The following is a 17,122-nucleotide window of genomic DNA, read 5'->3' as shown; positions in this document are numbered from 1 at the left end:
CGAGGTACAGACCACCCATGACCGTGACTCGATAAATCGCGCGTTTTAAAGTACACTTCCCCCATGCCCCCATGGAAAACCCTCACCTGAACCCTTGCCTTCGATGCTGCTCCCTACCTTCGCGTGTTCCGCGAACAGGTCGAGGTCGCACCCGGCCATGTCATCCCCGAACTGCGGGACTTTGCCGTGATCGTGCCAGTCCTTCCTGATGGCCGCGTTCTGACCATGACCGGCTATCGCCACGGACCACGCCGCGATTGCCTTGGCTTTCCCGTCGGGTTTCTGGACACCGGTGAGACGCCCAAGGTGGCGGCTTTGCGGGAATTGGCCGAGGAAGCGGGGCTTGTGCCTGCGCGCCTGATTGCGCTGAGGGATTTTGTTGACAATGGCAATCAGCGCGGCGGACATGGGCACTACTTTCTTGCCGCAGGCTGCGAACCGTCACCTGGCCGTCTCGACGATGCGGCAGAAACAGCAGCGCTTGCCGCGCTGAGCATGCGGGACATCGCTGCGGCATTGGACCGGGGCGCGTTCGGCGTGATCCATCAGGTCGCAGGCTGGTGCCTTGCCCGCCGCCATCCCGCATTTGCGCAGGCGTGACAGGCTAGTTCACCTATCCGTATGGGGTGCCCTGCCCCCACATCCGGGACGCAAGATGGCCCGGTGGGCAAAGGGGCCAACCCCTTGTGCCTGCGGCCCATCCCGGGGCGCGCGGGATTTGATTCAAATGCTTTGCAATAAGGTCTTCAACGCAAAGGAGACCTGCCATGCTGCACCAACCCGCCGAAAACGCTTTTCACCCGGCCCTGAAAATCGCCCCACGCCCTGCCGTTTCGGTCGTGGGTCTGGGCTATGTCGGCGCCGTTTCTACCGCTTGCCTCGCGGGTCTTGGCCACCGCGTCATCGGGGTCGATGTCGATGCTGTCAAGGTGCAGGCCATCGCCGAAGGCCGCTCGCCGATCCACGAGGCGGACCTTGGTCGCTTGCTGAGCGAGGGCGTTGCGGCTGGTCTGATAACGGCCACCGACGATCTTGTGCAGGCGGTTATTGGTACTGATGTGACCTTTGTTTCGGTCGGCACACCCACCGCAGCCGATGGTGGCTGCGATCACCGCTACATCGTGGCGGCTGCCCGGTCCATCGGCGAGGGGCTGCGCCTCAAGGGATCGTTCCATGTGGTCGTCATGCGCTGCTCGATCCCGCCGGGATCGACGCTGGGAGTGATGGTGCCGGAAATTGAGGCGACTTCGGGCCTGAAGGCAGGTGTCGATTTCGGTGTGTGCTTCAACCCGGAATTCCTGCGCGAAGGTGTGGCGGTCGCCGATTTCCACGCGCCCCCGAAAACCGTGATCGGTGTCACCGACGCGGCCACCGCCGACCTCATGTCGCGGCTTTATGCCGACGTGGATGCGAACCCACTGATCACGTCGATCGAAGTAGCCGAGATGGTGAAGTACGTCGACAACGTCTGGCACGCGACCAAGGTGACCTTCGCCAACGAGGTCGGACGTCTGTGCAAGCCTTTGGGCGTGGACAGTCACGAAGTGATGGACATCTTCGTCCGCGACACCAAGCTGAACCTGTCGCCTTATTACCTGAAGCCCGGCTTTGCCTATGGCGGATCGTGCCTGCCCAAGGAAGTCCGCGCCGTTACCCATATCGCGGGCAAACTGGGCCTTGATTTGCCGTTGATCGCCTCGCTCGACCGCTCAAACGCCACCCATATTGCCGAAGCGGCGCGGATGGTGAAGGCAACCGGCGCGCGCAAGGTGGCCGTGCTTGGCCTTGCCTTCAAGCCCGGCACCGATGATCTGCGCGAAAGCCCGATCCTCGAAGTGATGGCGGATCTACTGGATCAGGGGATCGAGATTGTCGCCCACGACCCGGCAATCAACGCCGACACCCGGATCGAGTCGCAACTGGCCTATGTCGCTCATGCGTCCAAAGGGCTTGGTCAACTGGCGACCGGCCTGCGCGGCATGCTGGCGACCAGTGCAGCCGAGGCGGTGGCGCAGGCCGATGCGGTGATCGTCACCCATGCCCACCCGACCTATCGCGCTCTGGCCGCTGCATCAACCAAGCCGGTGATCGATGTCGCCCGCCTTTACAAATCCCGCGCCGACCAACCCGCCACCCTATGCGGCATCGGCTGGTAACCCCCCTCACACCCTTTAGGAGATCATCATGTCCATCCATTCGACCATCACGCCCGCCGTCTCTGCTGTTCCTGCTGACGCGCCCCTGTACGAAGAACGCCCCTGGGGCGCATTCTGGAGCCTGGACCGTGGCGCTGCCCATCAGGTCAAGCGCATCCGCGTGAACCCAAAGGGCCGCCTGTCGCTGCAATACCACTACCACCGGGCCGAGCGCTGGGTCGTGATCGAAGGCACCGCGACAATCACCGTCGATGACGCCGTGATGAAGGTGCAGCCCGGAGGCGTGGTGATGATCCCGAAAGGGGCCGTGCACCGGCTGGAAAACCTGACGAAAACCCCGGTGGAAATCATCGAGGTGCAGATGGGCGATTATCTGGGCGAAGACGACATCGTCCGCCTCGATGACGCCTACAACCGGCCCAAGCGCGAAGCCCGGGCCTGAGGCCGGAGGGGGGCAGGCAATGCCCCCGACTGCCCCCCGAAGGCCCATTCTTCTGGCATCAAGGAATCATCATGACCAATGCAATCACCCCCGTCCTCGGGACGTGCGCAAACGACACGTAGAACGGCGGGCCACCTCCGACGCGATCTCGGGCCGCCAGGGCGATGACACGATCAACGCCCACGGCGGCAATGATCTTGCCCACGGCGGTGGCGGCCCGGCCCTCTTGGACATGACGCAACTGACGATGACCGAGGATTACACCGGCACTGTCACGTTCACAAGCGAAGGGGCAGGATTCAAGAACGCGCTCGTCATATACAAAGTGGCCGAAGACGGCACGATTGGCGAGGTCGAGGTGGTCTTTGCCAACGCTTCGGCCCAAGGGTCGGACGGCACGCTGTTTTCGGGGCAGTCTTCGGTCCAGGTTGAATTGAACGCAGCCGATTAGATCGGCTTCCTGAACGCGTCCAACGCATCCGGTCGTCCTACGGCACCTCTGCTAACCGATCCGAACGCCACTTTCGAGCTGCGAAACGCAGCGGGTGAGATTGCCAGTAATAACGACACCGGCAACCTGACCCTGTTTCATGTCGCGCAAAACGGCACCGCGACCGCAATCCAGACTCAGTATGGCGCGAATACCTTCCATTCGGCGGCCAACCCGGACAACCCCTATGCGCTGAATGCGGACAACTTCGGCCATACGGTTGGCCGGATCGAGGCCGAGGCCGGGACGATCGTTCTGGGTTTTGAGGATCTCTGGAACGGCGGCGACCGAGACTTTGACGATATAATCTTTCGGTTCGACGTCGGTCAATCGAACGCCCGCGTGCTGTACCCGAACCTGGCCTACGGCGAAGGCGGCGAAGGTAATACCTGAGTTTGGGACGGCAATGGCAACCGCACCACTCTCGATGGCAGGATTATCGCACCCGAGAACGACACGATCTTTGGCGGCTCGGGGGATGATGTCATCAATGGCGGGTTCAATCGCGCCCTCCTACATGACACGGGTCATGCGCCTCACGCTGCTCGCACCTAACATTGTCGAGGCGATTATGGACGGTCGCAAGCCTTCCGAGGTGACACTGGCCCGCATTTTGGAACCATTCCCAATAGCTTGGGGTTCTCAGTCTGAGTGCTTCTCAGTGCCGTCGTCGCAGTTACAACACTTTTAAAGAATCCCCGAGGTCAATTCACTGTTCCAGATCGTCTGACCGGGTATCGCTTCATTGGCCGATGCGATAATTTGCAAGGGGAGCGAGCGTTTCGCTGCAATTGTGCGCGCCCGAAATGGAGTGGGAATGATCTTTTTAAGACGCCTTGAGTCCCTCTTCGGACGATTTGCAATCCTAACCACGTTCTTGTTCACTGTTGCGACAGCACCAGTGCAAGCGCAGACTTCTCCCGTAGTAGAGGAAACAGTAGCCCCCGGCTCTACCACTGAAATCGCGGTCGCACCTGGCGCACGCGACACGCAGATAGCGGACCGCCTCAGGCGCATTCTGACCGCAAGCAACTGGTTCTCCCCTTTCTCAGTATCCGTGCGCGAAGGTATCGTTTTTCTTGATGGGCAAACCGAGACAGACGAGCGGCGTGACTGGGCGCAACAACTGGCGTTGCGCACGCAGGATGTCGTCGCCGTGGTAAACCGGATCGAGGTACAACGCGCGATCAGCTGGGATCTGACCCCGACATGGAGGGAAATGGAACGGCTGGTGAACCGCGCACAGTGGTTCGTTCCGCTGACGGTTGTGTCTCTGATCATCCTGCTGGTTTTCTGGCTGGTGTCGCGCGGGGTGACCAAGTTGGCGCGGGTCTCGCTGCGGCAGCGGCTGTCATCGCCCTTGCTGGTGGATATTGCGGCGCGCGCATTGGCCTTGCCGGTGATCCTCATCGGCATCTATCTCGTGCTTCAAATTGCGGGCCTCACGCGTCTCGCGGTCACGGTTTTGGGTGGTACTGGCCTTGTCGGAATTGTGCTGGGTCTCGCCTTTCGCGATATCGCAGAAAACGCGCTGGCCAGTATTCTACTGAGTGTTCGCAACCCGTTTCGGACCGGAGACTGGATCCAACTGGGCGAGTACCAGGGAATTGTACAGAATCTGAACATGCGCACCACCATACTGATGACCCTGGATGGCAACCACGTCCAGATCCCGAATTCGCTCGTATTCAAAAGCGTCATCACAAACTTCTCGGCCAACCCCAACCGGCGGGCAGAATTCCATGTGGGTATTGGATACGCCAATTCGATTGCTTTGGCGCAGGAACTGATCGTCCAAGCACTGCGGGCACATCCTGCCGTTCTCGATGACCCCGAGCCGGCTGCCATTGTAGACGAGCTGGGCCCATCGACCGTAAACATCAAGGTGCAGTTCTGGTTTGATGGAAAATCCTATTCGCTCTTCAAGGTGCGTTCGTCTCTGATGCGTCAGGTGAAGCGTGCGCTTCAGGATGAAGGAATCTCGACACCCGCTCCCGCTCAAGAAGTGGTCTTCCCCGAAGGAACGTCATTTCACCAACATCCCGTGGTACAGGAACCCGCCGGTGAGGTGCCCCGCCCCCTTGCTCTTATCAGAGCTGCCGAAACAGCGACGGTTTCCACTGGCGAGGGTAACCTCAAGTCGGAACAAGCCGAGTTGAAGCGTCAAGCCAAGGCGTGCGACCTTCCAGAAGCCGAAGACAACCTTCTCAACCCGGAGGTCGGGGCATCAGCCCAGTCGTAACAGACATCAACGTTGCAACAAAATGCCACCCGTTTTGTTGATTTTCACCCAGAAGTGATGGGGTGGATACCCCCTCCCGACGGCATCGCAATGTGCCAAGGTGATGTTGGGTAACATCACTGGAAGGAGGGAGTATCCATGGAAGATGTTAGCATCGTCGGGCTGGATCTGGCAAAGCGGGTTTTTCAGGTTCATGGCGCGACTTCGGACGGGCGCGTTGTGTGTCGCAAGAAGCTGTCCCGGGGTCAGATCAGGGCTTTCTTTGAGCAACTTCCCCCATGTGTGGTCGCAATGGAAGCCTGTGCGACGGCCCATTTCTGGGCTCGTGAGATCAGCGTACTTGGCCACGAGGTCCGTTTGGTGCCTCCCGCATACGTGAAGCCGTTCGTTAAGCGGCAAAAGAATGACGCTGCCGACGCCGAAGCCATAGCTGAGGCTGCCAGCTGTCCGACGATGCGGTTTGTTGAACCAGAGACACCCAGGCAGCAGGCACGCGCGATGGTGTTTCGCACCCGTGATTTGTTTGTGCGCCAGCGGACGCAATCGATCAACGCATTGCGCGCTCATCTCGCGGAGCATGGAATTGTTGTCCCACAAGGTGTTTGGAACCTTCCGGGCATTCAGCGGCTGATCAATGAGGCTGGTGATGATATCGAGCCATTGGTGATCGAGATGTCGCGGCTCTATCTTGCGCAGATCACGACCTTGTCGGCTCAGATCACCTCACTGGAGGCAGTCTTGAAGAAAGAAGCCGCACAGTCTGATGCGTCATCGCGGATGATGACGATGCCTGGCCTTGGGCCAATCACTGCCATGGCCATCGAAGCCTTTGCCCCCGCGTTGACGGTGTTCCGGAAAAGCCGGGATTTTGCCGCCTGGCTGGGGCTTGTGCCGCGCCAACATGCCAGCGGAGGGAAACAGGTTTTGGGGCGCACCTCCAAAATGGGCCAGCGTGATATCCGGCGGCTTTTGATTATAGGCGCAATGTCGGTCATTCGTTAGGCCAGCCGAAAGGGCGCAGCCCCGGGCTCCTGGCTTCATGCCATGCTGTTGCGCAAGCCCCGCATGGTTGTCGCCATTGCACTCGCCAACAAGATGGCCCGCATCCTTTGGGCCGTAGAGACGAGGAAAGAAATCTACAGAGATCCGCAACTGGCCACCGTCTGAAGACTGTCAGACAGCCAGCGGCGGGGCGTCGGCGTGTGAGGAGGTCTCAGGACAGTAAGGACAAAGATCGGTAACAACGGTTCTGGAAACGCATCCGGCTCACTGGGCCTCGAGCCCGTAGAGCGGACACTTCGAGGGGGAACTTGAGGCCGCCATCGCCGCCTTCATCGACCACTACAACAACCGCCGTTACCACGAAAGCATCGGCAACCTCACCCCGGCTGACGTCTCCTTCGGTCGCGGTGAAACCATCCTGGCTGAAAGGAGGCGCATCAAACAGCAGACCATCCAAAACCGCCGCTTGAACCACCACGGTCAAGCAGCATAATCTGAACCCGATGAGCCAAAACCTTCCGCTCCAAAATCAGGCTACCTGTTCCAAATCATTCGACGATGGACAAGCGCGCCAGCTCAGATTGGCCATCGCCAGCATCACAACAAGGATCGGCAGGGCGGCCAGCGCGGCCGGCATCTCAATCCGGCCGGGCAACGGGATGCAGCGGCACCCCGTCCTGCCGGAAGGCGATCACATTGGCGATGGTCGTTGACGCGATCGCCTCGATTGCCTCCAGTGTGAAAAAGCCCTGATGCCCGGTGATCAGCACATTGGGAAAGGTCAGGAGCCGCGCAAACACATCATCCGGAATGTAGCTTTCGGAGAGATCCTCGAAGAACAGATCCCCCTCCTCTTCATACACATCGAGCCCGAGGGCGCTGATCTGCCCCGATTTCAGCGCCCGGATCACAGCGCGCGTGTCGATCACCGCGCCGCGCGAGGTGTTGATCAGCATGACCCCCGGCTTCATCGCGGCGATGGCCGTGTCATCGATCAGATGATGTGTTCCAGAGGTAAGCGGGCATTGAAGGGTGACAATGTCCGACCGCTGCAGAATTTCGTCCATCGGGACGTAGGCCACACCCATAGCCTCGCATTCAGCACTGGGCAGGGGGTCGAAGGCCAGAACCTCGCAACCAAAGCCGCACAGGATCCTCGCCAGAACCGTACCGATCAGCCCCGTACCCACGATGCCGGCGACTTTGCCGTGCATGTCAAAGCCCATCAGCCCGTCGAGCGCGAAATTCCCCTCGCGCACCCGGTTGTAGGCGCGATGTGTTTTGCGGTTCAACGCAAGGATCAGGGCGACCGTATGCTCGGCTACGGCATGTGGAGAATAGGCGGGCACACGAGCCACAGCAATTCCGGCCGCGCGCGCGGCGGTCAGATCGACATGGTTGAACCCCGCCGATCGCAGCGCGATCATCCGCACACCCTTTGCTGCAAGGTCGGCAATCACCTCGGCCCCGAGATCGTCATTGACAAAGGCACATATCACCTGCGCACCTTCTGCCAACCGGGTGGTGCCGGCGCTCAGGCGCACTTCATGAAAGTGCAACTCCAGCCCATGATCCTTGGCTGCGAGGCTCAGGAACAACCGGTCATGGGGCTTGGCACTGAACACATCGACACGCATGGGTAACCTCTGTGTGTTTCAGAGATCTCGATACTCTGTCGGGATGCTTTAGCAGACTTTTTCGCGCGGAGCGTTAACCTAATGTGCAGAGCGGCCAACGTTAGGGCTGTGCGCCCTTATTGCTGCGTCCTCCTGAAGTGACTGTTTTGAAGAACCGGATCACCGGGGGGCGACCGGCGGCCATGGGCCGAACATGATACTCTGCACTATTGGGAGCGCGGGACGAGAAGCAGGCCGTGGTGGCGAACAGTTCAGATGCGTGAGAGAAGAAACTTGCCAATCGGTTCTATGCCGCCCCGCTTCCTCAACCCGTTGAAATAGATCGGCTTTTGAGATATGCCAGTGTCATCCTGCTCGAGGCTTCGACTGCTCCGGCGAGGTAGCCGGGCTCGGTCGTGCTGGTTTCGCTGCCAGCAAAGGTCAGCAAGTTCGTCCAAGCTCCGGTAACCATGGGCGCGCGGATGGCGGTCGGGTGCCCGGATGCAGCGCGGTCGGCTTTAGTCGCCGTGAACGGGTCCGTCGCCCAGTCTTTCAGAAAGGTTGCACGGCGCGCTGAGGCCTGATGGCCGAACAGGCGTGTCAGTTGATGGATCGCGGCGCAAATCAAGCCGTCCCGCGAAAGGTCCGCGCGGGCTGCAGCGGGCAGGCCGACAAAGCCAAACAGCGCTGCATCGCCAGAGGCCGTGGTGGCGTCATGCACTTCGGCCAAGGGGCCAGCGAGGCTTTGTGCCGTGCCGGACAGACCATCCTTCCGCCAGAAAGGACAGTCGTAGACGGCGAAGAACTTTGCTTGCTGGGCCATCCATGTCGGCGTTTTTCGCCAGTGGCTGACTGTTGCGGCATCCATCACTGGGTCGAGGCAAATAGCCTCGGCCATCAAACGTGGCGGCAGGGTCGAGATCACATGGCGCGCCACCAGAGTGTCGACAGACTGGCCGTCGCCGACGATGGTCAGCAAGATCCCATCTGCGACCAGCCGTAGATTAGTGACCGGCGCATTCAGACGCATGCAATCTGCGGGCAGATCCTTCGCCAGCGCCCACACCAGTGCGCCCATGCCGCCTGCCAGCCGCATTGAGCCCTGATCCGGTCCGGCACCCCCTACCCTCTGCGGCGGTGCGCGCAGACTGCGTTCGAACAGCATATCCCCGGCCGTGTACTGCGCGTAAACCGGCAGGCCCAGTTCGGAAACGAGGGCGGCCAGTTGTGGCTGCAGGCCGGGCCAGAACCACGACGGGCCAAGGTCAAAGCCGTCGGTGTCAGGCTCTCCGGTTCCGTCCACGGTCAGGATGCGCCCGCCGAGGCGATCCCTCGCCTCGAACAACTGGAACGGGATTCCGGCGCGATGCAGCAGGCGCGCTGTGTTCATTCCCGCGAGTCCACCGCCCAGAATGGCAACTTTAGTTGTCTTCACGGCTTTTCCCGGCTTCCCTACGGATCAGTCCGGCAGGAGCGCACAGCTGATCCGGGCAAGGTCATTCTTCCCCAGTGACAGTCAGTCCGACAAGACGCCAGACCTGCATGCCACCTCTGTAATAGAAAATCCGGTCCGCGGGGTATCCGGCCTTGATCATGTTGCGGATCGCCGTCGGAGACTGACCGCACCAGACGCCGTTGCAGAACAAGGCTACTGGTTTTGCCGTTTTGCAGTCCCAGCCGTCGAAATCCGGCTCACACCCCAGTTGGCCCAACTCGTCCACGACGTAGGTGTAGGGGATGTTGATTGCGCCGGGGATCGTTCCGCCCTCGAACCAGTCGCGAGTGCGACTGTCCACGACCACGGCATCCGGAGACTGTAGCATTTCGATCAGTTCCAGTTCTCCGATCGTCGTCACATCTTCCGCAGCGGTGTGGGGTTGGATGCAGAAATCTGGACAAGGCCGGGAGGTCAACGCCCATTCACCGGTGATTTCATTCTTTGTGTTCTTAATCCTGTCGATGGTCACGGGACCGTTCTCGGTCTGCAAGGTGACTGAGGACAGATCTTTGGTGATACCCACCTCGGTCTGCGCCATTGCCGTGTGCGCCAGAAAAGCAAGAACGATTGCAAAAGCAAGTGTCTTCATGGCGCTGTCCTCTCAATTCGGCCTGAATGGCTCCATGCCTCGTACGCTTTGCGACTCCCAAGATGCGATCAACGCACTTTCCGCGACGACTGTCCACACCGCGTTCCGGGCTGCGGCTGGCTTGGGCACTTCACAGCCCGACACGCCGCATCCTGGACGCCGCACATCGCAAGATCCCCTAGCCGACTAAGGCTGAACGCCTGCGGCTCGGCCCAGAACACGCAGGCCAGCGACCAGATCTGCCTCAGCCGTGTCCTCCTCGAACGCATGGCTGATCCCGCCGATTGAAGGCACAAAGAGCATCGCCACCGGCATCAGGCGCGCCACGTTCGTCGCGTCATGCAGCGCGCCCGACGGCATCTGCCGCCAACGCCCCGGTGCCACCACCTCGGCCGCAGACTGCAGTCGGGCGCGCAAGACCGGATCCATCGCCACCGGTTCCAGACCCAGCAGCGGCCCTATGTCGAGGCCAAGACCCATCTCAGAGGCCACCTCGGCCAGCGTTGCCTCGATCACCGCCTGTATCCGCGCCAGCCGGTCCCCGTCGCAGTCGCGCCACTGCATCGAAAACCTTACCAGGCCCGGCACGATGGACGACGCGTTGGGGGTCACCGCCACATGGCCAATCGTCCACACCGACTGCGGTGTGACCACGTTGCGCAAACGGTCGTTCAGGCGGACATTGAACGCCGACAACCCTTGAAACGCATCTCGCCGCAGCGCCATCGGCGTGGTGCCCGCGTGGTTCTGCTGCCCGGACAGTGTCACCATCAGCTCGCGGTAGCCGACAATGTCGGTGACCACGCCGATCTGTTCACCCGCCGTGTCCAGCGCCGGCCCCTGTTCGATGTGCAACTCGATAAACCCAGTAAACTGCGCAGGGTCCACATCGCTGCCCACTCGGTTCCCCAACGCCCGCCGTGCCTCGGCCAGCACCACGCCGTCGGTATCCATAACGACGTCTGCCTCGGCCAAGGGAAGCAGACCCGACCACACCGCCGAGCCCGTCGTTCCGCCAAACCGCCCCTCTTCATCCTGAAACGAAACCACGGAAATCGCAGGTCCGCCCACCTCCCGCGACGCCCGCGCCACTTCAATCGCCGCAATCACCCCCAGCGCGCCGTCCAGCCAGCCGCCCGTTGGCTGCGTGTCGGAATGCGACCCCAACAACAGCGACGGACCCGCTGCGAGGCCAAACAGATTGCCCATCGCGTCAAATCGCACGGCCAATCCAGCCTCGGCCATTCGCCCCGCCAGCCAGTCTCTCGCAGCGATATCCGGCGCGGAATACGCCGGTCGGATCACGCCCTTGCCCTGCGCGCCGTAGCTGCGCAGGTGGTGGAGGTCGGACAGGAAGCGGGATGTATTGAGCATGGTAGCCTAAAATTGCTTACAGCTGCACCGGCGTGCGCGGAAGTGCCCGCCCGCCCCTGTGCCACTGCCTGCCTGGTGCAAGTTATAAACACCTTGGCCGATCGCCTCTTGAAGATCCACCCCTTAGTCGATGCCGCTTGACAGCAGGTGCGCGGCCATGGGCTCCAGAGTGCGCATTCTGGGCCGAGCTTGGGGGTGCCGGCCAACTGCACCGCGTGTTGCAGAATGTCTGGCTCAGGGGAAGGCAATGCGTTGTTGAAGGTTCAGCCATACTGGCCGTGGCATCCCGTCCGACCAATTCACGCACCAGATAATCGCGCCATTCCCCAAATCCATCACTGATGAAAGGGGACGGTCGCCCCAAACAGAAATTCACAAGCGAAAGTTTATGGGTCATGCTCACCTTCAGGAGGAACACATCATGCTACGCATTGCTGCTCTCACCGCTGTTTTCGCCCTTCCAGTTGCGGCCGACACGGCACCGCTCACATATGTGGTCGACGACTCGTTCGAAAACGTCACCTTCGCCGTTGAATCTGCCATCGTCGACGCGGGTCTGGTGATCGATCATGTCAGCCACGTCGGTGCCATGCTTGAGCGAACTCGTGCCGACATCGGATCGGACATTCCGCTCTTTACCGAAGCCAACATATTTACGTTTTGCTCGGCGACTGTCAGCCGTCAGGTGATGGAAGCCGATATCTCCAATGTTCAGCATTGCCCCTACGGCATTTTTGTCTACGAAACCCTCGACGCGCCTGGCTCCATCACCGTCGGCCACCGCGCCTATGACGGCACGATGGCCCCGGTGAACGACCTGCTGACGGGGATCGTCAGGGCTGCACTGGCCGGCGAATAGGCTTGCGTCCAGTCCCCTCCATGGCGGCGATCTGGGCCTGCGTCTTCAGGTCGGCCAAGGGTGTTTTCAGCGCACGCGCCGCAAATGCGGTAAAGTCCCGCTCATGCGCGCGGGCGTCTGACAAGCGGCGAAACAGGCCATTCAGGGCGACCGACATCGGGCGGATTTCACGCGGCACCCGCGCGTCGAGCATCGGGCAGAGATCGGTGGCAGGCCGCGCCGTCAGCGTCTGCGCCATCATGTTCAACGGCCAAAGCCCGCGTCCGACGCCGACCCAGATTAGCCCGGCCAGATGTGCGCGCATCGCGGCCTCCGCCCATTCCTTATCTTGGGCCTCAAATGCAGACACAACATCCTCATGTTGCCTATTGCTACGAATAAGTTCCTCTTGCGTCCAATTGTTGAAGGTGGGACTAACCATCGCTTTCGCGCATCAATATTCACCAAGTCGGTAAAGATTGCATTGCCGCTCTGATGCCATATCAAACGATGGAACTGGGCGCTCAGATCTTGATAGGGGGCTGGGGGGCGCGCCACCCAGCCTGCCCTTTACGTCTTGAACACACGGTAGATAGCCGGGATCACGAGCACTGTCAGCAGGGTCGAGGTGAGCAGGCCGAACAGCAGGGACAAAGCCAAGCCCTGAAAGATCGGATCGGCAAGGATTACCGTAGCCCCGAACATCGCGGCCAGCGCCGTAAGCAGGATCGGCTTGAACCGGATCGCACCCGCCTCCAGTAGAATATCCACCGGGTCCCTACCTGCAGGGTCGGTGTGACGGATGAAATCCACCAGCAGGATCGAGTTCCGCACGATGATTCCCGCCAGTGCGATGAACCCGATCATCGACGTGGCCGAAAACGGCGCGCCCCAAAGCCAATGGCCGAACATGATCCCCAGAAAGGTGAGCGGCACAGGTGTCAGCACCACCAGCGGCACCCGGAATGATCCGAACTGCGCCACGACCAGCACATAGATGCCCAGCAACGCCACGCCGAAGGCCGCCCCCATGTCGCGGAATGTGACCCATGTCACCTCCCATTCACCATCCCACAGGATCGTGGGGCGGCTGTCGTCAATGGGTTGGCCGTTCAGCAAGATCAGAGGTTTCTCGCCCTCGGCCCAGTCCATCGAATCCAGTGCTTTGCCCACTTCGACGATACCATACAAGGGCGCCTCGAAGCGGCCAGCAAGTTCGGCCATAACCATTTCGGCAGGGCGTCCGTTGCGGCGGAACACCGGATAGGACATGTTCTCCTCCTCGAGGCGGACCACATCACCCAGCTCTACCACGCCGCGCGCACCGGGCAGGACATTGGCAGGGATCGGTGTGGAGAGAAACCGCTCGTCCAACACCCTGTCAGAAAGGGCGCGCGCCACTGTGATCGGTGTCGGACGGCGGCCATCCTCGCGGTGGGAATAGCCCACCACGGTTTCGCCGTTCAGGATACCGATCGTGTCGAACACATCGGTTTCCTGCACCGAGAAAAACTCCAGATCATCGGGCGAGATCAGCGCCCGCATGCGGCGTGGCGGGGTGCCGAAGCTGTCATCCACATCAACGATGAAATCGACGCTCTCGAAGGCCTCGCGCAGCTTGCGGGCCGTATCGCGCCGCACTTCGGGTGTGGGACCGTAGACCTCGGCTAGCAGGGTTGCCATCACGGGGGGGCCGGGGGGCGGCTCGACCGTCTTTAGGCTGGCCCCGTTGGGCAGGTCCAGCGCGCCAAGCTTGGCGCGCAGGTCCAGCGCGATGTCATGGCTGGCGCGGTCAGACTCCTTGGAAAGGTTGATCTGAACATCGCCCATATGCGAGTCAGCCCGCAGAAAATAATGGCGCACCAGCCCATTGAAATTGAAAGGTGCTGCGGTGCCTGCATAGGTCTGCACGCTGAGCACTTCAGGCAGACCCATGGCGATTTCAGCCACCGATTGCGCCACGCCGTCCGTGGTTTCAACCGCGGTGCCTTCGGGCATATCGATAACAACAGCCAGTTCCTGCTTGTTGTCGAAAGGAAGCAGTTTGACCGTCACGTGCTGGGTATAGAGCAGCCCGAGCGAACCGAATGACAGCCCGGCAGTAATCAGCAGAAAGCTCAAGCTGCGCGCTTTGGTGGCCAGAATGGGTCTCGCCACTCGGGTGAAGGTTCGGCCGAGAAAGCCGCCATCGCTTGCGTCATGGCCATGCATCAGCGCACTGCCCGCGATCTTGACCATCAGCCAAGGGGTGACCATCACCGCGATAAAGAACGAGATGATCATCGCCGCGGAGGCCACAGCCGGGATCGGGCTCATATACGGCCCCATCAGGCCGGAGACGAACAGCATCGGCAACAGCGCCGCGACGACCGTGAGCGTCGCCACAATGGTGGGGTTGCCCACCTCGGCCACGGCATCAATGGCGCGGGTCACGCGGTCACGTCCGTCCTTCATACCCCAATGGCGGGCGATATTCTCGATCACCACGATGGCATCATCGACAAGGATACCGATAGAGAAGATCAGCGCGAACAGCGACACACGGTTGAGCGTGTAACCCATGATCCACGCACCAAAGAGTGTCAGCAGGATTGTCACCGGAATAACCACAGCCACAACGATGCTTTCGCGCCAGCCAATCGCCACCAGCGTCAACAGGATGATCGAAAGTGTGGCCAGAAACAGTTTGACCAGAAGCGTGTCGGCTTTCTCCTGCGCGGTCTCGCCGTAGTTGCGAGTGATCTCGACCGAGACGCTGTCGGGGATGAGTGTGTCCTGCAGAGTGGCCGTGCGGGACAGGATCTGATCGGCCACAACGACAGCATTCGCGCCTGCGCGTTTGGCGAAGGCCAGCGTAACAGCAGGGCTGCGTGTCACCGTGCCATCTGCGGCGCGACCCACATGGGCCACGATCCGGTCGGACATATCCGGCACGAATGCGATTGTCGCCACATCGCCCACATAGACAGGGCGGTTGTCACGGGTGGTCAGCAGCAGACCTGCAATTTCGGCAGGTGCCGTAAGACTTTGGCCCGCGACAAGCCCTATCTGTTGGCCGCCATCGCGCAGGCTGCCCGCATTCATGGTGCGGTTGGCCGATTGCACCTTGCCCGCCAGTTGTTGCAGCGTAACGCCATAAAGCGCCATGCGTTCGGGATCGGGTGCGATGCGGATCGCCTCGGACGCCTCGCCGACGATGTAGCTCAGGCCGACATCTGCGACCTTGGACAGATCTGCGCGCATTTCGCGCGCCAGTCGCGTCAGGTCATTGGCGCTGACCTCGGCCCCGGCCAGAGCCGTCAGGGTCAAAGTGACGATGGCCACATCGTCAATCCCGCGCCCGATAATCAGCGGCTCCGGAATGCCCACCGGAATGCGGTCCATATTTGCACGGATTTTTTCATGCACCCGCAAAATAGCGGCATCGGATGAGGTGCCCACCTTGAACCGCGCGGTGATCATCGCGCCGTCATCCATTGTCTGGGAGTAGACATGTTCGACATCGTTGATCGCCTGGATGATGGTTTCCATCGGTTCGGACACCAGCCTGACGGCATCCTCGGCCCGCAGACCGGGTGCCTGCATTAGGATGTTCACCATCGGAACCGAGATCTGCGGCTCTTCCTCACGCGGAATGACCAGCAACGCGATGATTCCCAGCGCAAGGGCTGCCAGCATAATTAGAGGTGTCAGGGGCGAGCGGATGAAACCTTTTGTCAGGTTTCCCGCAATGCCTAGCGATTGGGGGTGGGCGCTCATTTCAGCACTACCGTGTCACCATCGCTCAGACCTGACAGCACCTCGCGCAGGACGTTGCCGTCCAATTCGTGCCGCTGCCCCAACATCACAACGCGTTCACCTTGTTGCGGAGCGTTTAAGGTCACGAAGTCCAGCCCGGCCCGAGTGGTGATGGCGTTTTGCGGCACAAGAAGTGCGGTACGGCTGCCCACGGCAAGGCGCACCAGAACACGCGCGGCAACGAAAGCATCGCTCAAGCCTTCGACTGATACATCGGCACTGACACGGCCATTTTCGATCTGCGGATAGATGCGGGCGATGCGGCCTGTCGCGCTGTCGCCCGCGCCATCAATCGCGATCTCGTCACCCTCGGCCAATGCGCGGGCGTGGCGTTCCGGAATGGCAAGGCGCAGGAAGAACCCACCGCCGGCCAGCGTTGCCACCGACTCGCCTGGCATCACCACTGCGCCGGCTGCGGCGGGGACAGTCAGCACCAGTCCTGTGATCGGGGCCAGGACATCGCCCTCGCTTGCCTGTTGCTCTACGACCGAACGCTCGGCCCGGTTGGACTCGATCTGCCCGCCAAGCACATCCACTTGCGTCCGCAGCGCATCCAGACGCTGCACGGTGGTCACACCCCGTTGCAGCAACGCCTCGCCGCGTTCCAGCTCGCTTTGTGCATTGACCAGTTGCGATTGCAACGATTGCTCCTGTGCGTCAATGGAGCGCAGGCGCAGATCCAGCTTTTCATCGACCACGCGGGCCAGAACCTGCCCCGCCTCGACCCGATCCCCTTCGGCCACGTCAAGAGTGACCAAGGTGCCGCCCAGACGCGCACGGGCGGGCAAACGGGTCTGCGGCTCGATCTGGCCATAGACTGCTTTCCAGTCCGTCACGGGCTGCAATGCAAGGGTCAGGGAATCGGCCGAAGCTACGGGTGTTGTGGCCAAAAGCCCGATCAGGCCTACCAGTTGCGTTTTCATTTGTGCCTCCATCCAAAAATCGCGGCCCGATCAGGGTCAACTTCACATTCCAAACGGTGAATATCACAGAACAAGACAATGGGCACCGGTCGATCACTGATCTTGGAGGCTCTGATGGTGTAACCGCCCCCCGACAGCATCTGTGTGCCAAGGT

Annotated in this window: 15 protein-coding genes and 2 pseudogenes; 10 read left to right on the top strand and 7 right to left on the bottom strand. The window is 60.9% G+C overall.

Features of this window, described 5'->3' with window-relative positions:
* Positions 1-123: 123 nt before the first annotated feature.
* The 9 genes and pseudogenes from EEB11_RS14930 to EEB11_RS14890 form a co-directional block, all read left to right on the top strand.
* Positions 124-600 carry an NUDIX hydrolase gene (locus EEB11_RS14930; RefSeq protein ID WP_135432648.1) on the top strand — a complete coding sequence of 159 codons (477 nt, stop codon included), beginning with the start codon at positions 124-126 and terminating at the stop codon, positions 598-600.
* A gap of 167 nt (positions 601-767) precedes the next feature.
* Positions 768-2,156 carry a nucleotide sugar dehydrogenase gene (locus EEB11_RS14925; RefSeq protein ID WP_135432646.1) on the top strand — a complete coding sequence of 463 codons (1,389 nt, stop codon included), beginning with the start codon at positions 768-770 and terminating at the stop codon, positions 2,154-2,156.
* A gap of 28 nt (positions 2,157-2,184) precedes the next feature.
* Positions 2,185-2,598 (top strand): phosphomannose isomerase type II C-terminal cupin domain, encoded by a 414-nt coding sequence (locus tag EEB11_RS14920; protein WP_135432644.1) that lies wholly within the window; start codon positions 2,185-2,187, stop codon positions 2,596-2,598.
* Positions 2,599-2,701: 103 nt separating this feature from the next.
* Positions 2,702-3,049: a hypothetical protein gene (locus tag EEB11_RS14915; protein ID WP_135432642.1), complete on the top strand. Its 348-nt coding sequence runs from the start codon at positions 2,702-2,704 to the stop codon at positions 3,047-3,049.
* On the top strand, positions 3,050-3,481 hold the full coding sequence (locus EEB11_RS20355; RefSeq protein WP_135432705.1) for a DUF4114 domain-containing protein: 432 nt from the start codon (positions 3,050-3,052) through the stop codon (positions 3,479-3,481).
* Between the two features lie 42 nt (positions 3,482-3,523).
* Positions 3,524-3,643, top strand: a complete 120-nt coding sequence (locus EEB11_RS20350) for a hypothetical protein (protein WP_167852759.1) — start codon at positions 3,524-3,526, stop codon at positions 3,641-3,643.
* A 262-nt stretch (positions 3,644-3,905) separates the two neighbouring features.
* Positions 3,906-5,330 (top strand): mechanosensitive ion channel family protein, encoded by a 1,425-nt coding sequence (locus EEB11_RS14900; protein ID WP_135432640.1) that lies wholly within the window; start codon positions 3,906-3,908, stop codon positions 5,328-5,330.
* 138 nt (positions 5,331-5,468) lie between these two features.
* Positions 5,469-6,497, top strand: a pseudogene (locus EEB11_RS14895) (IS110 family RNA-guided transposase).
* Positions 6,498-6,624: 127 nt separating this feature from the next.
* Positions 6,625-6,825, top strand: a pseudogene (locus tag EEB11_RS14890) (integrase core domain-containing protein); the annotation flags it as partial.
* Positions 6,826-6,970: 145 nt separating this feature from the next.
* Here the strand turns inward: EEB11_RS14890 and EEB11_RS14885 are convergent.
* From EEB11_RS14885 to EEB11_RS14870, 4 genes are all read right to left on the bottom strand, one after another.
* Positions 6,971-7,969: a 2-hydroxyacid dehydrogenase gene (locus EEB11_RS14885; protein ID WP_135432638.1), complete on the bottom strand. Its 999-nt coding sequence runs from the start codon at positions 7,967-7,969 to the stop codon at positions 6,971-6,973.
* 304 nt (positions 7,970-8,273) lie between these two features.
* Positions 8,274-9,383 carry a flavin monoamine oxidase family protein gene (locus EEB11_RS14880; RefSeq protein ID WP_135432636.1) on the bottom strand — a complete coding sequence of 370 codons (1,110 nt, stop codon included), beginning with the start codon at positions 9,381-9,383 and terminating at the stop codon, positions 8,274-8,276.
* Between the two features lie 61 nt (positions 9,384-9,444).
* A complete protein-coding gene (locus EEB11_RS14875; protein WP_135432634.1) occupies positions 9,445-10,035 on the bottom strand; it encodes a rhodanese-like domain-containing protein in 591 nt (196 codons plus the stop codon).
* A gap of 186 nt (positions 10,036-10,221) precedes the next feature.
* Positions 10,222-11,409 (bottom strand): hydantoinase/carbamoylase family amidase, encoded by a 1,188-nt coding sequence (locus EEB11_RS14870; RefSeq protein ID WP_135432632.1) that lies wholly within the window; start codon positions 11,407-11,409, stop codon positions 10,222-10,224.
* Positions 11,410-11,830: 421 nt separating this feature from the next.
* Here EEB11_RS14870 and EEB11_RS14865 point away from each other — a divergent pair, with 421 nt between their 5' ends.
* On the top strand, positions 11,831-12,268 hold the full coding sequence (locus tag EEB11_RS14865) for a DUF302 domain-containing protein (RefSeq protein ID WP_135432630.1): 438 nt from the start codon (positions 11,831-11,833) through the stop codon (positions 12,266-12,268).
* On the opposite strand, the gene EEB11_RS14860 is transcribed toward EEB11_RS14865, so the two are convergent.
* From EEB11_RS14860 to EEB11_RS14850, 3 genes are all read right to left on the bottom strand, one after another.
* Positions 12,243-12,689: an FCD domain-containing protein gene (locus EEB11_RS14860; RefSeq protein ID WP_135432628.1), complete on the bottom strand. Its 447-nt coding sequence runs from the start codon at positions 12,687-12,689 to the stop codon at positions 12,243-12,245. The two genes, EEB11_RS14865 and EEB11_RS14860, sit on opposite strands and share 26 nt — an antisense overlap.
* A gap of 128 nt (positions 12,690-12,817) precedes the next feature.
* Positions 12,818-16,006 (bottom strand): efflux RND transporter permease subunit, encoded by a 3,189-nt coding sequence (locus tag EEB11_RS14855; protein WP_135432626.1) that lies wholly within the window; start codon positions 16,004-16,006, stop codon positions 12,818-12,820.
* On the bottom strand, positions 16,003-16,968 hold the full coding sequence (locus EEB11_RS14850; protein WP_135432624.1) for an efflux RND transporter periplasmic adaptor subunit: 966 nt from the start codon (positions 16,966-16,968) through the stop codon (positions 16,003-16,005). Before EEB11_RS14850 ends, EEB11_RS14855 begins: the two co-directional genes overlap by 4 nt.
* Positions 16,969-17,122 lie beyond the last annotated feature (154 nt).

The sequence above is a fragment of the Pseudotabrizicola sediminis genome, from assembly GCF_004745575.1.
Taxonomy (GTDB): domain Bacteria; phylum Pseudomonadota; class Alphaproteobacteria; order Rhodobacterales; family Rhodobacteraceae; genus Pseudotabrizicola; species Pseudotabrizicola sediminis.
This window is presented reverse-complemented; position numbering and strand designations above follow the sequence as displayed.

Coding starts and splice junctions, on each gene's coding strand:
- EEB11_RS14870 (WP_135432632.1), bottom strand. CDS start 11,409: ATGCTCAATACATCCCGCTTCCTGTCCGACCTCCACCACCTGCGCAGC.
- EEB11_RS14875 (WP_135432634.1), bottom strand. CDS start 10,035: ATGAAGACACTTGCTTTTGCAATCGTTCTTGCTTTTCTGGCGCACACG.
- EEB11_RS14920 (WP_135432644.1), top strand. CDS start 2,185: ATGTCCATCCATTCGACCATCACGCCCGCCGTCTCTGCTGTTCCTGCT.
- EEB11_RS14855 (WP_135432626.1), bottom strand. CDS start 16,006: ATGAGCGCCCACCCCCAATCGCTAGGCATTGCGGGAAACCTGACAAAA.
- EEB11_RS14885 (WP_135432638.1), bottom strand. CDS start 7,969: ATGCGTGTCGATGTGTTCAGTGCCAAGCCCCATGACCGGTTGTTCCTG.
- EEB11_RS14865 (WP_135432630.1), top strand. CDS start 11,831: ATGCTACGCATTGCTGCTCTCACCGCTGTTTTCGCCCTTCCAGTTGCG.
- EEB11_RS14850 (WP_135432624.1), bottom strand. CDS start 16,968: ATGAAAACGCAACTGGTAGGCCTGATCGGGCTTTTGGCCACAACACCC.
- EEB11_RS14900 (WP_135432640.1), top strand. CDS start 3,906: ATGATCTTTTTAAGACGCCTTGAGTCCCTCTTCGGACGATTTGCAATC.
- EEB11_RS14860 (WP_135432628.1), bottom strand. CDS start 12,689: ATGGTTAGTCCCACCTTCAACAATTGGACGCAAGAGGAACTTATTCGT.
- EEB11_RS14925 (WP_135432646.1), top strand. CDS start 768: ATGCTGCACCAACCCGCCGAAAACGCTTTTCACCCGGCCCTGAAAATC.